The 15,773-nt window shown below is 60.2% G+C and carries 19 protein-coding genes and 2 pseudogenes; 8 read left to right on the forward strand and 13 right to left on the reverse strand.

What is annotated here, in order from left to right; genetic code table 11:
* The first annotated feature begins 10 nt into the window (after positions 1-10).
* The 5 genes from ACILSO_RS30910 (at position 11) to ACILSO_RS30930 (ending at position 3,107) form a co-directional block, all read left to right on the forward strand.
* Positions 11-946 carry a CNNM domain-containing protein gene (locus ACILSO_RS30910; protein WP_395741364.1) on the forward strand — a complete coding sequence of 312 codons (936 nt, stop codon included), beginning with the start codon at positions 11-13 and terminating at the stop codon, positions 944-946.
* 114 nt (positions 947-1,060) lie between these two features.
* Complete coding sequence (locus ACILSO_RS30915; RefSeq protein WP_395741365.1) at positions 1,061-1,657, forward strand: non-canonical purine NTP pyrophosphatase; 597 nt, start codon at positions 1,061-1,063, stop codon at positions 1,655-1,657.
* 5 nt (positions 1,658-1,662) lie between these two features.
* Entirely contained in the window at positions 1,663-2,556 is an 894-nt protein-coding gene (locus ACILSO_RS30920) for a phosphodiester glycosidase family protein (protein WP_395741366.1), read from the forward strand.
* A 93-nt stretch (positions 2,557-2,649) separates the two neighbouring features.
* Positions 2,650-2,916 carry a hypothetical protein gene (locus ACILSO_RS30925; protein ID WP_395741367.1) on the forward strand — a complete coding sequence of 89 codons (267 nt, stop codon included), beginning with the start codon at positions 2,650-2,652 and terminating at the stop codon, positions 2,914-2,916.
* A 2-nt stretch (positions 2,917-2,918) separates the two neighbouring features.
* Positions 2,919-3,107, forward strand: coding sequence for a hypothetical protein (locus ACILSO_RS30930; protein ID WP_395741368.1), 189 nt, complete (start codon positions 2,919-2,921; stop codon positions 3,105-3,107).
* A 3-nt stretch (positions 3,108-3,110) separates the two neighbouring features.
* On the opposite strand, the gene ACILSO_RS30935 is transcribed toward ACILSO_RS30930, so the two are convergent.
* Complete coding sequence (locus tag ACILSO_RS30935; RefSeq protein ID WP_395741369.1) at positions 3,111-3,440, reverse strand: CsbD family protein; 330 nt, start codon at positions 3,438-3,440, stop codon at positions 3,111-3,113.
* Positions 3,441-3,566: 126 nt separating this feature from the next.
* On the opposite strand from ACILSO_RS30935, the gene ACILSO_RS30940 reads away from it, so the two are divergent.
* Together ACILSO_RS30940 and ACILSO_RS30945 are read left to right on the forward strand one after the other, a co-directional pair.
* Complete coding sequence (locus ACILSO_RS30940) at positions 3,567-3,983, forward strand: hypothetical protein (RefSeq protein ID WP_395739260.1); 417 nt, start codon at positions 3,567-3,569, stop codon at positions 3,981-3,983.
* Positions 3,965-4,504, forward strand: a pseudogene (locus ACILSO_RS30945) (IS630 family transposase); the annotation flags it as partial. The gene ACILSO_RS30940 and the pseudogene ACILSO_RS30945, both read left to right, overlap by 19 nt.
* 100 nt (positions 4,505-4,604) lie before the next feature.
* Here the strand turns inward: ACILSO_RS30945 and ACILSO_RS30950 are convergent.
* From ACILSO_RS30950 to ACILSO_RS30970, 6 genes are all read right to left on the reverse strand, one after another.
* On the reverse strand, positions 4,605-7,823 hold the full coding sequence (locus tag ACILSO_RS30950) for a DNA-directed RNA polymerase subunit beta' (RefSeq protein ID WP_407073047.1): 3,219 nt from the start codon (positions 7,821-7,823) through the stop codon (positions 4,605-4,607).
* Positions 7,824-7,916: 93 nt separating this feature from the next.
* On the reverse strand, positions 7,917-8,135 hold the full coding sequence (locus ACILSO_RS31650) for a hypothetical protein (protein WP_407073048.1): 219 nt from the start codon (positions 8,133-8,135) through the stop codon (positions 7,917-7,919).
* Between the two features lie 848 nt (positions 8,136-8,983).
* Entirely contained in the window at positions 8,984-9,532 is a 549-nt protein-coding gene (locus ACILSO_RS30955; protein ID WP_395741370.1) for a hypothetical protein, read from the reverse strand.
* Positions 9,533-9,695: 163 nt separating this feature from the next.
* Positions 9,696-9,851 (reverse strand): hypothetical protein, encoded by a 156-nt coding sequence (locus ACILSO_RS30960; protein WP_395741371.1) that lies wholly within the window; start codon positions 9,849-9,851, stop codon positions 9,696-9,698.
* Positions 9,852-10,302: 451 nt separating this feature from the next.
* Positions 10,303-11,043 carry a hypothetical protein gene (locus tag ACILSO_RS30965; protein ID WP_395741372.1) on the reverse strand — a complete coding sequence of 247 codons (741 nt, stop codon included), beginning with the start codon at positions 11,041-11,043 and terminating at the stop codon, positions 10,303-10,305.
* The gene (locus ACILSO_RS30970) at positions 11,013-11,426 is read right to left on the reverse strand and encodes a hypothetical protein (RefSeq protein WP_395741373.1); all 414 of its coding nucleotides are present in this window, start codon (positions 11,424-11,426) and stop codon (positions 11,013-11,015) included. Before ACILSO_RS30970 ends, ACILSO_RS30965 begins: the two co-directional genes overlap by 31 nt.
* Positions 11,427-11,550: 124 nt before the next feature.
* Between ACILSO_RS30970 and ACILSO_RS30975 the strand changes: the two genes are divergently transcribed.
* On the forward strand, positions 11,551-11,805 hold the full coding sequence (locus ACILSO_RS30975; RefSeq protein WP_395741374.1) for a hypothetical protein: 255 nt from the start codon (positions 11,551-11,553) through the stop codon (positions 11,803-11,805).
* Here ACILSO_RS30975 and ACILSO_RS30980 read toward each other — a convergent pair.
* From ACILSO_RS30980 to ACILSO_RS31005, 6 genes and pseudogenes are all read right to left on the reverse strand, one after another.
* On the reverse strand, positions 11,786-11,974 hold the full coding sequence (locus ACILSO_RS30980) for a hypothetical protein (RefSeq protein ID WP_395741375.1): 189 nt from the start codon (positions 11,972-11,974) through the stop codon (positions 11,786-11,788). The genes ACILSO_RS30975 and ACILSO_RS30980 overlap by 20 nt on opposite strands.
* Positions 11,975-12,599: 625 nt before the next feature.
* Positions 12,600-12,983, reverse strand: coding sequence for a 50S ribosomal protein L7/L12 (rplL, locus tag ACILSO_RS30985; RefSeq protein WP_395741376.1), 384 nt, complete (start codon positions 12,981-12,983; stop codon positions 12,600-12,602).
* Between the two features lie 93 nt (positions 12,984-13,076).
* A complete protein-coding gene (rplJ, locus tag ACILSO_RS30990; RefSeq protein ID WP_395741377.1) occupies positions 13,077-13,616 on the reverse strand; it encodes a 50S ribosomal protein L10 in 540 nt (179 codons plus the stop codon).
* Positions 13,617-14,425: 809 nt separating this feature from the next.
* Positions 14,426-14,776: pseudogene (rplK, locus tag ACILSO_RS30995) on the reverse strand (50S ribosomal protein L11); the annotation flags it as partial.
* 55 nt (positions 14,777-14,831) lie between these two features.
* Entirely contained in the window at positions 14,832-15,401 is a 570-nt protein-coding gene (nusG, locus tag ACILSO_RS31000) for a transcription termination/antitermination protein NusG (protein WP_395741378.1), read from the reverse strand.
* A 37-nt stretch (positions 15,402-15,438) separates the two neighbouring features.
* The gene (locus ACILSO_RS31005; protein WP_395741379.1) at positions 15,439-15,657 is read right to left on the reverse strand and encodes a preprotein translocase subunit SecE; all 219 of its coding nucleotides are present in this window, start codon (positions 15,655-15,657) and stop codon (positions 15,439-15,441) included.
* Positions 15,658-15,773: the final 116 nt, after the last annotated feature.

Genomic DNA, 15,773 nt, shown 5'->3' on the forward strand with positions numbered 1-15,773 from the left:
GACCACCCGCATGACCTGGCTCCTGCTCATTCTCTGCCTTGCGCTTTCCTTCATGCTCTCCGGATTGGAAAGCGCCGTCATGGCCGTAAGCCGTGTCCGCGTGCGCCACGCCGCCAGCGAGGGAGACCGCCGCGCTCGCAGCCTGCTGCCCCTGCTGGAAGATCGCGATGCGCTGATCGGCTGCATCACCGTGGCCAATCACCTCACCAATCTGACCGCGTTTCTCCTGGTTGCTTTTCCCGTCATCCGTCATGCCAGCCTGTGGGGTTACGTGCTGGCCTTTGCTCTGGCGCTGCCGGTGTTTCTCATCGGCCTGGAAGTTCTGCCCAAGAAGATCTTTCGCAGCTATCCCTTCCGCTCACTGCGCAGCGTCTCCCCCCTCGTCCACCTCGTGGGTCTGGCACGTCCGCTCTTCCGCGTGATGGCGGGCAAAAAAAAGGCGGATGCCGGAGAGGCGCCCAGCGAGGCGCGCCAGACACGCGGACGCGATGACCTCAAAGCCCTCGCGCAGGAGCTGGCCAGGCAGCACCAGCTTTCGCCCAATGCCACGCACCTCATCGAGCGTGTGCTGGACTATAAGAAGCTGCGCACCTCAGACGTGATGCAGCCGCTGGCGCGCAGCATGGCTCTGGCGGCGGAGATCCCGCTGAGCACCGCACTCATCGTCGCGCGCGATCAGAACTGCACCCTGCTGCCCGTGCTGGGAGACAATGGCAGCTTCATCGGCCTGCTCGACACCACCGATCTCCCCGCCACGCTTCCTCCTGACCGCCTCGTGCGCCACCACATGCGCACTCTGGATGCCATGCCCGCCAGCCTCTCCGCCCTGCACACCCTCCAGCGCCTGCGCAAATCCGGCCGCCGCCTCGCCATCGTGCTGGATGAACGCCAACAGCCCGTCGGGCTGATCACCGAGGAGAGGCTGCTGGAGCCGCTGATGCGGTGAAAAAGGCGTCTGAGTTTACGGTTGTTGACGATGGTTGACTGTTGTTGACAGTGGATCGGAACAACCGTCAACCACTGTAAACAACGGTCAACCACCGTAAACTTCCCCTTCCCCATGCCCAAGCTCGTCTTCGCCACCTCCAACCCTCACAAAACCGAAGAAGTCGCCGCCATTCTGGGCAGCGCATGGGAGGTGGAGGATCTGCGCGCACATCCTGGCGTCACGCTCGATGAAGAAACCGGCGACACCTTTGAAGCGAACGCAATCATCAAAGCCGTGAGCGGCAGCCGCGGCGTGCCCGGCATGCTGGTGCTGGCAGATGATTCCGGCCTGGAAGTGGATGCGCTGGACGGCCACCCCGGCGTGCGCAGCGCGCGCTATGCCGGGGAGACTGCGAACGCCGCCGACAACCGTGCGAAACTCAAGGCCGAACTCGGCAAGCTGGAGCAAACCGCTCCTTTCAGCGGACGCTTTCAGTGCTGCATGGTACTCGCACGCGATGGCGTGGTGCTGCAGATCACTCAGGCCAGCGTCGAAGGCCATCTGCTCACGCAGGAGCAAGGCTCGGGTGGCTTTGGCTACGATGCGCTGTTTGTTCCCGAAGGCTTCAGCGATTCCTTCGGCGTGCTTTCCCCTGAAACGAAGAACGGCCTCAGCCATCGCGCCCGCGCCTTGGAAGCCATGAAAGCCCAACTCGCCTCGCTGGCCTGATCCACATGCGCCATCTTGCGTTCATCGCGGCACTCGCACTCGCCAGCTGCGCGCAACCGCCTGCGCCACATCATCCGCAGCCACAGGACGATCTCGCGTCCCAGAGTCCGCAGGCACAGCCGCAGCAGCCGGACCTCGCGCCACGCTACCCTTCGTGGGATGAAGTGCGTGCACATGCGCAGCCCCTGGCAGCGTCGCCTGAATCCAGCAGCCACGGAAAAGAACTCGTCGGCGGCGCCTCATTGATCGATGAAACGCTGCATCTCAACGGCCGCAGCATCGCGGTGCAGTATGTTCTTTTCGACAGCCGCAGCTACGCCCTGCAGGTCATCGACCAGCCCGTCGACTGGTCCGGGGGTGGAAAAATCAGCGAATGCATGCGCAGCGTGAATGCCGCAGCTGGTGTGAATGGCGGCTTCTTCACGCCGCAGTTTGCCCCCATGGGCCTCATGATTGCCAGCAGTCACAAGATTGGCGCCTGGCAGTCCAACAAACTGCTCTCCGGCGCTGTCGTCGTCCACCATCAGCCCCGGCTTCTCTGGAATGCCGAGGTGCAGGGTAACAGCGATGCGCAGCATCTCATCCAAGCCGGCCCACGCCTCGTCGATGCCGGCCACGCCGTGCCAAATCTGGAGCGCCGCAAGCAGACCACCCGCACCTTCATTGCCACCGATGGCGGCCACCGCTGGATCATGGGAATCGCCCACTCGACCAGTCTCGGCGAACTCGCCGACGCGCTCGCCAGCGCCCCCTTCCCCGACGGCTTCCGCATCCACCGCGCCCTCAATCTCGACGGCGGCCACTCCTCCGCCCTCTACTACCGCACATCGGACGGCCACGAGCATGCGCACCCAGGCTGGAGCACGGTGAGGAATTACATCGGCATCGTGCCGCGATAGCACGGACCGGGAGTCGTCTTTGATCCTCCAGAAGTTGGATGAATTGCTGTTTTGGATTGGCCTCGCGGAATTCATCTCTCATCATTCGTCCCCATGACCGCTGACTCAGCATCCCTCCACCGGGCTTTCTCTGCCGATTGCTTCAACCGGACATGGCAGCTGCTTGAGAAGCCTGACCGCACCGCTGAAGACGATGAACAGATGCTCCTGCTCGCCATGGCGTCACTCTGGCATTGGACGCAGCGTGAAGACTGCACGCTGCGCCACCGGTCCATCGGCTACTGGCAGGTCTCACGTGTGTACGCTGTTCGGGGCAAGCTGAAAATGCGCGGCGTTTTGCGGAAAGCTGCCTCCGTGTGAGCATGCAGGAACCGCCATTCTTTCTCGCGTATGCCCATGAGGCTGCTGCACGGGCAGCGATGATTTCAGGCGATGAAGAACGCATGCTGCGCCATCACAACGAAGCGCAGGCGCTCGTCCCCCAAGTCTCCGATGCTGAAGAGCGCAGCATGCTGGAGAAAGATTTGGAGAGCCTCAGCCCTGCAAAATGAGGTTCAGATGGTGATGGAGGGCTGCATGTGCCAGCAACCGGGCAGTTTTTTGCAGTCAGACATCTTCCGCTCCATGCTCCATGGCTTGCGAGGCTGGTCGCACTGCGAAGTCGATTTCGGGAACTGATCAATCTGCATGCGCAGTTCATCACACTCACGCCTGGCTTTCTTCAAGGCCGCGCGCTTTTCGCCGGTCTTTCTCTGAACGCGGCCGAGATATTCGGCCGCCTTTCCTTCGTGGTACTCTGTTTCGTCCCGGGTGAGAAGCGCCCAAGCCTGCTTGAGCTTGCCTTTGAGGATGTTCCAGTCGCCTCGGAGTAAGATGGTGTTCATGGTCAGGGATTGTTAAGTTAACCAAAGTATTTTCGATTCCACCCCATGAGGCGGATGCCTGAAGGTTGGCTAGAGCAATTTAAATAATTATATAGCCATGGGGATCAAGGCATGCTATCAAACGGCATGGCAACACTCTCTCTGGATTTACGTGAACGGATTGTCAGTGCCTATGACAAAGGCGAAGGCACCCGTGATGAGATCGCGCGGCGCTTTCGCGTCTCCCTGGGCATGGTCAAAAAGCTGCTTCAGCAGCGCAGCAAGACTGGCTGCATCAAGTCCCGGCATCATCTTGCAGGACGCAAGAAGACCATCGTGGCAGAGCATCGCATCGCCATGCGCCGGCATCTCAAGGGCAAGCCTGACATGACGCTGGCCGAACTGCGCGAGGCCCTGGGGGTGAAGTGCACGCTGCCGGCGATCCACTACGTGCTTGCGGACATGGGGCTGACATATAAAAAAAGACGCTCCGCGCCGCCGAGCAGGACCGGGAGGACGTCCGCAAAGCACGCCGCAGCTGGAAGCGCAAGCAAGGAGGATTAGAGCCCTGGCGGCTGGTCTTTCTCGATGAAAGCGGCGCCAAGACCAACATGACGCGCCTGCGTGGCAGAGCGCCGCGCGGGAAGCGACTGCACGCCGCCGCTCCCTGCGGCCGCTGGCAGAGCACCACGATGATCTCCTCCATCCGGCTTGATGGCACCACGGCCTGCATGCACCTCTCAGGAGCAGCGGACACAGCAGCCTTTGTGGCCTACATCGGTCAGGTGCTCTGTCCCACGCTGAAACAGGGCGACATCGTGGTGATGGACAATCTCGCGGTGCACAAGAGCCCGGAAGTGCAGCGCTTGGTGGCAGGTGCAGGAGCGGAGGTGAGATTTCTGCCGGCCTACTCGCCCGACCTCAACCCAATTGAGAAGATGTGGAGCAAGATCAAAGCGCTGCTGCGCACTGCGGAGGCGCGCACGCCACCCGAGCTCGATGCGGCGATCAGTCAGGCATTCTCAAAAATCACAGAAAAAGACGCCGCGGGCTGGTTTGCCTCTTGTGGCTATAGTATTATTTAAAACGCTCTAAAGAAGCTGCTCATGCCGTGCCCGTACGCAAAACCGCCTCCGACGGCTTGCACCGAAGGAGGCGGGGTGAGGATTGCTATACAGCGCTGGCTTAGGCGGCGTCTTCGTCCACGGAAGGGAGAGCAGGACGCTCGGTTTCGTGGAGTTCGAAGTTGCGGTTGCTGATGAAGCCGGTGCCGGCCGGGATGAGATGGCCCATGATGACGTTTTCCTTGAAGCCGCGCAGAAGGTCGGACTTGGCAAGGGTGGCAGCTTCGGTGAGCACACGGGTGGTGTCCTGGAAGGAAGCAGCCGAGATGAAGGATTCGGTCTCGATGGAGGCCTTCGTGATGCCGAGGAGCACAGGCTCTGCTTCCGCAGGCTTGCCACCCTCTTCGGACACGCGGGCGTTTTCCTTCTCGAACTCGCCGCGGTCGATCTGGTCGCCCCAGAGGAACTCGGTGTCGCCGGTGTCGGTGACCTTCACCTTGCGCAGCATCTGGCGGATGATGATCTCAACGTGCTTGTCGTTGATTTCCACACCCTGGGCGCGGTACACTTCCTGCACTTCATTGACGAGGTGCTCGCGGAGCGCCTGCGGGCCAAGAATTTCCAGGAGGTCATGCGGCACGACGGGGCCTTCGGTGATCTGGTCGCCTTTGCTGACGTGGTCGCCATTGAACAGCAGGATGTGCTTGCTGCGGGGGATGAGGTGCTCCTCCTGCTGGCCGGTCTTGTTGTCGGTCACGATCACGCGGCGCTTGCCACGGACGAGGCCGCCAATTTCAACCACACCGTCGATACGGGCGATTTCGCAGGCATCCTTCGGCTTGCGGGCTTCGAAGAGTTCGGCCACACGGGGAAGACCACCGGTGATGTCCTTCGTCTTGGAGGCCTTGCGAGGCGTCTTGGCGATGGTGGTACCAGCTTCGACCTTCTCGTTGTTCTTCACGCTCAAGTGAGCGCCGGCTGGAATGGTGTAGCTGGCGAGGACTTCGTGGGTCTTCGGGTTCACCACGACCACCTGCGGATGGAGGTCTTCCTTGTGCTCGATAACGACGGTTTCTTCGTTGCCGGTGCTCTGGTTGACTTCCTTGGTGATGGTGATGCCGGAGATCATGTCGCGGAACTCCAGTTTACCGGCCTTCTCGGTGATGATCGGCACGTTATACGGATCCCAGGTGACGACCTGCTGGCCCTTCTTGACCTTGCCACCGTCTTCGACAGCGATAACGGCACCCGTGACCAGCTTATGGCTTTCGAGTTCGCGACCGTCGTCGTCATGGATGGAGAGGACGCCGTTCTTGGTGAGGGCGATCCAAGTGCCTTCCGTGGTCTGCACCGCACGCATGTCGGTGTATTTGACGGTACCAGCGTTTTTGACGTTGATGAAGGGCTGCTTGAAGTGGCTCGTAGCAGCACCACCCACGTGGAAGGTACGCATGGTGAGCTGCGTTCCGGGTTCACCGATGGACTGTGCGGCGACGATGCCGACGGCCTCGCCGATGCGGGCCATGCGGTGCGTGGCCAGATGCAGGCCGTAGCACTTCGAGCAGCAGCCGCGCTTGCTTTCGCAAGTGAGCACGGAGCGGATCTTGAGACGCTCCACACCGATCTTGGCGAGGTGCGCGGCTTCCTTCTCAGAAGCAAGCTGGCCAGCCTTGATGATGACGCTCTTGTCCACGGGGTCATGGATGGTTTCGCAGGACACGCGGCCATAGACGCGGGTCTTGAGATCGACGATTTCTTCGTCGCCCTGGTAGATGGAGGACAGCGTGATGCCGTTGACGGTGCCGCAGTCTTCCTCGGTGACGATGACGTCCTGGGACACGTCCACAAGCTTGCGGGTCATGTAACCGGAGTCAGCGGTCTTCAGAGCGGTATCCGCAAGGCCCTTACGAGCACCGTGCGTGGAGATGAAGTACTCGAGCACGCTCAGACCTTCACGGAAGTTCGAGGTGATCGGACGTTCGATGATCTCACCGGAAGGCTTGGCCATCAGACCGCGCATACCAGCAAGCTGCTTGATCTGCGTACGGTTGCCTCGGGCGCCCGAGTTCACCATCACGTAGAGCGGGTTGTGGTGCTTCTTGCCCTCGTTGTATTCCAGGTGCGGAAAGTTCGTCGGCGGCGGTGCCACCACCGTCCAGATGTCGACGATCTTCTGATAGCGCTCACCATTGGTGATGATACCACGGCGATACTGCTTCTCGATTTCCTCGATCTGCTTGTAGGCGTTCTCAAGACCACCGGCCTTGGCGGTCGGGATGACCATGTCCGTGATACCGATGGAGCAACCGGGGCGGGTCGCTTCGCGGAAGCCGAGCTGCTTGAGGCGGTCCAGCGCGTAAACGGTCTCCTTCTGACCAAAGGTCTGGAAGCAGCGCCAGATGATGTCGGACACCTGCTTCTTGCCAACAGTGGTGTTGATGAAGCCGAGGCCTTCAGGCCAGATTTCGTTGAAGAGGATACGACCCGCGGTGGTTTCGATCACCGCCTTGGAAGGATCTCCATAAGGACGCTTTGGCCCGCCATGGTTGTGGTCAGGATTACGGAAGCGCACCTTGTCGTTCACCGTCAGGCCGCCTTCGGAGATGGCGAACTCGACTTCGGAAGCGTCGTTGAAGAGAGGCACGCGGCCGTCCACATCGCCCTTCTTGCCTTTCTCGTGTCCCGGGAATTCGCGCAGGTAGGTGAGGAAGTAGCAGCCCAGAGGAATGTCCTGGGAGGGGTTCATCACCGGCTTGCCGCTGGCAGGCTGAACAGGTTGTTCGGCGCAAGCGACCAAGCGAGCTGTCCATCTGTGCTTCACGTGCACGGCCATCTGGTCACCGTCGAAGTCGGCGTTGTAGGCCGTACAAACGAGGGGATGCACGCGGATGGCCTCACCTTCGATCAGCTTCGGTTCGAAAGCCTGGATGGAAAGACGATGGAGCGTCGGAGCGCGGTTGAGGAGCACTGGGTGACCTTTGGTCACTTCGTCCAGGATGTCCCACACTTCCGGCGTGCGGCGTTCGATCATCTTCTTCGCCGAACGCACAGTGTGCACCAGGCCCATCTCCTTGAGACGGCGGATGATGAAGGGTTCGAACAGCACGAGCGCCATCTTCTTGGGAAGACCGCACTGGTTCAGATTGAGGTCAGGACCGATAACGATGACAGAACGGCCGGAGTAGTCGACGCGCTTGCCGAGAAGGTTCTGACGGAAGCGGCCAGACTTGCCCTTGCGCGACATGTCGGACATGGACTTCAGCGGGCGGTTGCCTGCGCCGGTCACCGGGCGGCCATGGCGGCCGTTGTCGAAGAGGGCGTCCACAGCTTCCTGCAGCATGCGCTTTTCGTTGCGGATGATGACATCCGGCGTGCGCAGCGGAGGAGATTCTTGAGACGGTTGTTGCGGTTGATGACGCGACAGTCGTTCAAGTCAGGTGGCAAAGAGGGAACGAGAGAGGTCTGGGATGGCCGGGATCATTCCAGGATCGGCTGTGGCTTTCGGCAAAGCCCTGGCAGAGCTTGAGGCGCTTGGCGACTTCTTGCGGATCTGCTTGGAGCGCGTCTTGGTCATCGCTTCTTCGAGCTCCTTGGTCACTTCGGCCAGATTGAGCTGGGCGAAGATGTCACGGATGAGCACCCATGCCGACATGAAGGCGTCTGCGCCATGCTGCTCTTCGGCTTCACGAAGGTCGACTTCGGTCCAGAAGCTGGCCGCGCTGAAGCTTGGTGCTGCCTGGATCGATGATGTAGTCCTCGCCAGTAGTCACGCGCCAGCGGGCAGGCGATCGCTCGAGCATAGACGCCAGATGCGGGAAGGCATGCACTTGTAGAACCAGATGTGCGTCACCGGCACGGCGAGCTCGATGTGGCCCATGCGCTCGCGACGGACGCGGAAGTCACTTCGACGCCGCAGCGGTCGCACACCACACCCTTGTGCTTGATGCGCTTGGGCCATGCGCACTCCCAGTCTGGTGGTCCGGGTCGAAGATACGCTCGCAGAAAGGCCGCCCTTCGGCTTGACCCTGGTAGTTGATGGTTTTCTGGATTCTTGCTTCGCCGGAGGACCAGAGCGGGTGCGGTCCGCCGAGCATGCAGACCGACACATAGTCGAACTCCTCGCCGTGTTGAGTTCCTCGAAGATTTCTTCGCTCGCGTCAGCATTCATGATGTGGAAATGGCGTGGCAGGTTATGCGCTGGGTTTCTAGGGGAAGGCAGGTTACCCCACCGTGGAGACGAAGCCGTCGAGAGCTTCCGCATCGGCATTGGCGCCGGCGCGTTGACGTCCAGACCGAGGACTGCATTTCCTTGATAAGCACGTTGAAGGACTCAGGCGTGCCGGCTTCCAGAGCGTGGTCGCCTTTGACGATCTGCTCATAGATGCGCGTGCGGCCCTGCACGTCGCCGACTTGACGGTGAGGAGTTCCTGCAGCAGGAAGGCGGCGCTTAGCTTCGAGCGCCCACACGATTTCGAAGCGCTGGCCGCCGTATTGGCTTGCCTACCCAGAGGTTGCTGCGTGATGAGCGAGCAAGGTCCTGACCGCACGGGCGTGGATCTTGTCCGCCATGGCGCAGAACAGCTCGTTACGTAAGTAGCCGACGACGACATCGAGGGCGAAGCAGCGCCTACCGCGCGGCCGTCGTAGCAGTTTGACTTGCCGTTGAGGTCCAGGTCCACGGTAACCTGGAACTTCTTTGGCGTCCTGGATGGTCTGCTGATCTTGGTCTGTGGGATACCGTCGAACACCGGGTAGCGATCTTCGTCTCGAGAGCCTTGGCGGCGAGGCGCCAAGGGTTCGCACCGGATCGACGTTCATCAAGGTATCAGCGAGAGGATTGAGCACGATGTCCACCAGCAGCCGCTTTGCGAACGGCATGTCTTCGACGATGCTGGCGACGATGCCCTCGGCGGCTGCGATGTCGGGTTTATCTGGTTTCACGGACTGGCTTGCGCTTGAGGCAAGGAAGACGCGCACCTGCTTGACCACGCCGCTGTCGGCGGTGTCTTCGCTGGACTCGATCTTGTCGAGGTTGCGCTCACGTTCCATGTCGGCATCGCTGAACTTCTGTTCGAAGGTCTGGATGATGTCGAAGATCTTGATCGGGCTCGGGTGTTGGAATGGTGTCGTAGCTTTCGGCCACGTGGCGCAGCATCGTTTTGTTGATCTTCTTGTTCGCGCTCCTTACGGAGCGGCTCGCCAGTCTGACTGTTCACGATGTCGAGCGGATCTTCTCGTTGAGAAGGATGTCTGCGCGCTCGGTGAGCTGCTCGGTCAGGTCTTCACGGTAGTCTTCTTCGATCTGCTTGATGTGCTTCTTGCGCTCGGCGGCGGAAAGCTTCTCCTTCTCGAGTCGGGCAAGAACCACGCTGGGCGATACGAACGTCCATGATGATGCCGGTGCAGCCGGAAGCACTCGCAGGGAGGCATCCTTCCGTCAGCAGCCTTCTCACCGAAGATGGCGCGCAGAAGGCGCTCTTCAGGGGCGAGTTCGGTCTCGGACCGGCGTGATCTTGCCAACGAGGATAAAGCGGAGCTACACTTGATGCGCACGACACTGCGTCGAGATTCTTCAGCGTTCGGGATGTCGCGCGTGATTTCTTCTGGCCCCAGCTTCGTGTCACGAGCGATGACTTCAAAGTTCGATGTGAATGGAGGTGTAGATGTCTTCCTTCACCACGGCGGCTGATGGTGATGGCGTCTTCAATGCCAACCGTTCCATGGCATAGGCCACGAGCATGTTCTTGCCGTGTAGGTTCGCCCTGGTCGGTGCAAGGACCGTCGGCGATGACGTCGCCCTTCTTGATCTTCTGCGCGCTTCACCGAGGCTTCTGGTTGATGCAGGTGCCGGCGTTGGAGCGGCCAAACTTGCGCAGCGGATACACGTGAATGCCCTTGTCTTCGTCCGTCTGCACGGACTTGAGCGGGTTTTCCAGGAACTTGTCATCCTTCACAGGAAGGTTGCCGTCCTTGGAGATGATGATCACGTCGGCTGTCGCAGCGGCGACGGTGCCGTTGGCGTCAGCGACGATCACGGAGCTGGAGTCGCGTGCGGCCTTGCCTTCCATGCCGGTGCCGACAAGCGGAGACTCACCTTCAAGGAGAGGCACGCCCTGGCGCTGCATGTTGGAACCCATCAGAGCGCGGTTGGCGTCATCGTGTTCGAGGAACGGAATCAGCGCGGCAGCCACGGAAACGAGCTGCGTGGGAGACACGTCCATGAGCGTGACGATGCTCGGCTCGACTGAAGTCGCCACGGTAACGCACGGTGATCTTGGCGCCTTGAAGCGGCCGTTTTCGTCGATCTTCCTGGTCGAAGCGGTGAGTCTTGTCGCGGCGACCACGCAATCCTTACGGAGCGTTTCGATGAACTCGTTGATGCGGGCATAGGAGCCAAGGGAATTGATCAGACCGATGTTCGGACCTTCGGTCTCAATCGGGCAGATGCGGCCGTAGTGGGACGGATGAACGTCACGCACCGAAGCCTGCCGGTCACGGTTCAGACCGCCTGGGCCGAGTGCCTTGTGGGTCAGTTCAGCCAGAGGATTGATCTGGTCCATGAACTTCGGCCGAAGAAGTCGCGCACGACGGCGGAGAGCGCCTTCGGATTGACGAGCTTGGCGGGAGTCATGGTGTCCATGTTCACGTCGAACAGGGTCATGCGCTCCTTCACCAGACGCTCGGTGCGGGACAGGCCCACGCGGCACTGATTGGCGAGGAGTTCGCCCACGGCGCGCACGCGGCGGCTGCCGAGATGGTCGATATCGTCGAGGATGCCCTGCCCTTCACGCAGGTGGAAGAGGTAGCGCAGAGCGGAGATCACGTCCTCTGCAGTGAGGATGCGCATCTCGGTGTCGATCTTGAGGCCGAGCTTCTGATTGATCTTGTAGCGGCCCACGCGGGTGACGTCATAGCGCTTGGGATCAAAGAACAGGCGCTTCACTAGAGCACGTGCGTTTGGCGTGGTGGGGAGGATCTCCCGGACGCAGACGACGGTAGATTTCGTGAGAGCGCCTCGTCTTCATCTGGCAGTGTCCTGCGCAGGAGGTGATGAGATCGTCTGAGAAATGACCTTTGATGGACTTGTGGCCCAGCTGGATGAGCTGGCGCACCACGCCGGAGGTCAGCGGCTCGTAAGCACGAGCGACGATGAGTTCGCCATCGAGGATGTCCTTGAAGAGAATCTGGTACGTGCGCAGCTTCAGGCGGAAGAGCTTGAGGATGTGCTCCGATCACGCGCATGCGGTGGCCAGAATCGCGGCGGCGGCGGCGGCGGTCGAGGTAAACGTAGCCAGGGTGGTTTCACTTCCAAGCAGGGATGATGCCGGGAGCGATTGGTGCTGGTGGCAGCAGATGCGAGCGCAGCTGGGAGACGACCACGCGCTTGAAGTGCTGTTGATCCACGAAGGTGCCGCGCACCGTCATGAGGGGATTTCGCCCCATATACACGCGCTCCTGCTTGGCGCCCTGCTGTTTGAGCTCATAGGTCACGTAAAGCGGTGCGCTGTAGGTCCTCGGCCAGCGGATGGCTTCGGGGAGCTGAGCACTGGCTTGCCGATTTCATACATGACGAAATCCAGCGTCATCTTCTCATAGCTGGTGATCGAGAATACTTCCCGAACACGGCCTGAAGGCCAAGGTCCTTGCGCTTCGAGGCAGGATGTTTTCTGGAGAAACTCGTATGAGCGGAGCTGGATCTCAATGAGATTTGGCGGGCTTGGCGACTTCGTGCTGCCAAAGTTGGTGCGCTGGGACATAAGGCAGCGATGAGGCGGTTAGGGCGATGGGCGGTGGCATCGATGCAGTGGAAATTCCGCGAAGCAACCAGCAAACAGCGCCAGCCCAACAATGCATACGCTTGTCGCGAAAACGAAGCAGCCGGAACCCTGGAGCGAGCCAGAATTCAGGCCATGAAAATGGAATGCTACGCCTCTACCGCCCCGGAACCGTAGCTCTTGCTGCGGAGGTTCAGGCGGGGATCACGGGCGGTTGCGGGCATGCGATGGAACGTAACGAACGGGGGATTGAAACGGACACTAGCTTAAGACTCCTGACCGCGCGGCGCTGCGGTTTGACGGCAGACGCCACGCGGAAAAGGAGCGGGAGGAACGAGAGACTACTTGATCGTGACTTTGGCGCCAGCGGCCTCCATCTTCTTCTTGATCTCTTCGGCTTCTTCCTTTTTGCAGCCTTCCTTGAGAGTCTGCGGAGCGCTTTCGACAAGCTTCTTCGCTTCTGCAAGGCCAAGGCCGGGAACAACGCCGCGGACTTCTTTGATGACGCCGATCTTGTTGGCACCAGCGTCGGTCAGGATGACGTCGAACTCGGTCTTCTCCTCAGCGGCGGCTGCAGGAGCAGCACCACCACCACCAGCACCGGCGGCATCAACAGGAGCAGCGGCGCTAACGCCCCACTTCGTTTCGAGGGATTTCACAAGTTCGGCAACTTCCAGGACGGTAAGTGTGCTCAGTTCTTCAACGATTTTATTCAGGTCAGCCATATTATTTTGTCGGTGTCGCCGCGATCCGAAGCATCGGATGATTTAAGAGCGAAAGCTTTCGCCCCGGAGAGGGACCATTGAGTGTTGGGGTATTCAGGCCGTGTGACGGGCCATCTGATCAAATGGGTTATGCGGGTTGTTCCGCAGGAGCAGCCGGAGCGGCTTCTTCGGCAGGAGCGCCTTCCTTGTCGGCCTTGGCCTTGAGCACGCGGGCGAGGGCGGAAGCCGGAGCCTGGAGCACACCGAGGAGCTGGGATAGAGCACTTCGCGGGAAGGCAGATCGGCCAGAACTTTGATGGCCGCTGTGTCCAGCAGGTTGCCGTCAAGGACGCCAACTTTCATCACCGGCTTTTCGAATTCGGCCTGGAAATTCTTGAGGATCTTGGCGGTGCCGAAAACGTCCTTGGCACCCGTCACGAAGGCGCTCTGGCCTGTGAGGTGGTCGCCGAGTTCACCCGGATAGCCGGCCTTTTCAGCGGCCTTCTTCACCAGGTTGTTCTTGAAGACGTGGATCTCCGCACCGATGCCGGAGAGGCGCTTGCGCAGTTCGGCAAACTTGTCCACCTTCAGGCCGGTGTAGTCGACGACGAACAGGAACAGGCGTTGACCCTTCAGCAGGTCATCAATGAGCAATGTTTTGAGTTTTCATGGTATGTGCTTCTAGAATTTAAAGTTTGTTGGACACGTCGATGCGGAACACCAGGCGACATGGTGGCGGCGAGGGTGATGGTCTCAACCAGCGACCACGGAGGCGGGCTTGGCGCGCACCACGGCTTCTGATCAGCGAGGTGGTGTTCTCGGCGAGCTGGGCCACTTCGAGAAGCCTTGCCCACGGAGGAGGCGATGTTGCCGATTCTTGTCGAGTTTGAAGTCTGGGGCATGACCAGCCTTGACGGCCTTGACGGCGGCGGCGGCGCTGGTCGCGGTGCCGTATGGCGAGGAGTTGGGCATCAAACCGCGGAGTCCGAGCTGTTTACCGGCTTGCGCACTTCATTCATCGCGTTTTGAGTGGCGATGGCGACGATCGTCGAGCCGTCCTTCACCTGGCGTAAGGTCTTCATTTCCGACGATGTCTGCGCTGGCGCTGGCGGCATCAGCGTGGACTTTGGGCGAACACGGCGACGCGAAATCGTCTTGCGGGCCATGAGACAGCGGGCAGGTGCCGCGGACCATCTGGTCGTTTTCTTCGGATCGGCACCCGCGAACGACAGGGTGACGGTCCTGGTTGAACGGAACATGGGAGTTTGCGCAGGAGCTCGGCCCTTCTTCAAGCGTGAATGCCTTTACCCCTGCCGGAACCATCTCGGCTGCTTTCTGTACCGTTTGCTTCTTTGCAGGTGGTGAGTGTATGAACCAGGACGTTCTCCTCTGCTGTTAGGTGGAATTGTCGATGATGTCGACCATCTGGCGGCTGCCGCCATGACGGGAACATTCAGATTGAGGTTGAGGTCGGCGATCTTGAGCTTGGTGGCTTCAAGCAGCTGCGCCTTGGTGATCTTGGCAACCTTGGTCTTGTTCGCCTCTTTGGAGCCGCTGGCGATGTTCGCCACCTTCTTGAGGATGTTGGAAGCCGGGGGCTGCTTGGTGATGAAGGTGAAGCTCTTGTCCTTGTAAACCGTGATCACGGTCGGCAGGACGTCACCACCCGCCTTGGCGGTGGCGGCGTTGAACTCCTTGCAGAAGGCCATGATGTTCACACCGGCCTGACCGAGAGCAGGGCCGATGGGCGGTGCGGGGTTGGCGGCACCAGCTTTGATCTGGAGCTTGATGAGTTTGATGATTTCCTTGGCCATGTCTTTTTGTTCCTTGCTTGCTTGAGTTGAGATTCAGGGGGGGCGGCGGGTCGGCTTATGCCTTCTCGACCTGCCAGTATTCGAGATCGACCGGGGTGGAGCGTCCGAAAATGTTGACGGACACGCGCAGCACGCCGCGTTCCGGATCGATTTCTTCGACGATGCCGTTCTGGCTCTCGAACGGACCATCGGCCACACGCACCGTGTCGCCGAGGCTGAAGGCGATCTTGGGCACGGCGCCTTCGGATTTGTCGCCCACCTGGGCCAGCATGGCCTCCACTTCCTTCTGGCGCATCGGGATCGGGTGATCCTTGGTGCCGGCAAAGTTGAGCACGCCGTCGGTTTCCTTCACAAAGTACCAGGTCTTGTCCACCAGGCGGTTGTGTTCGTCGAGCAGGTGGCAGTTGGCGATGACGTAGCCGGGGAAGAACTTGCGGTTGCTTTCCGAGCGCTTGCCTTTTTTCACTTCGGCCACGCGCTCCATTGGCACGAGGACCTGGTAAACAAAGTCCCCCATCTCCTCTTTCTCAATGCGGCGGAGCATGCTGTCACGGACCTTCTGTTCAAGGCCGGAGCGGACGTGGATGACGAACCACTGGTCGCGGGGTGAGGGGATGGCTCCCATAAGGATTCGGAAAAAGGGGGTTGGGGGAAAACGGAAATTACATGCCGAGCTTCTGCGCGGCCTCGAAGGCCCACTTGAAGCTGATGTCAAACGCTGCCACGAAGCCTCCGAGGAGGATCATCGCGATGAAGACCACCACTGTGGATTCATTCAGCTCGCGGTATTTGGCAAAGCCCTTCTCCTTGGGGTCCCAGGGCCACGTGGCCTTCTTGAGTTCCAGGCTGACCTCGCTGATGTATTTGCGGATGCGACTCATGTGAAGCGTTTCGTTTTCTGCGGATGTTTCCGGGATTTTCGCTGGCAGGCCAGGAGGGACTCGAACCCCCAACCGACGGTTTTGGAGACCGCTACTCTACCAATTGAGCTACTGAC

It is taken from the genome of Prosthecobacter sp. (genome assembly GCF_044226605.1).
Taxonomy (GTDB): Bacteria; Verrucomicrobiota; Verrucomicrobiia; order Verrucomicrobiales; family Verrucomicrobiaceae; genus Prosthecobacter.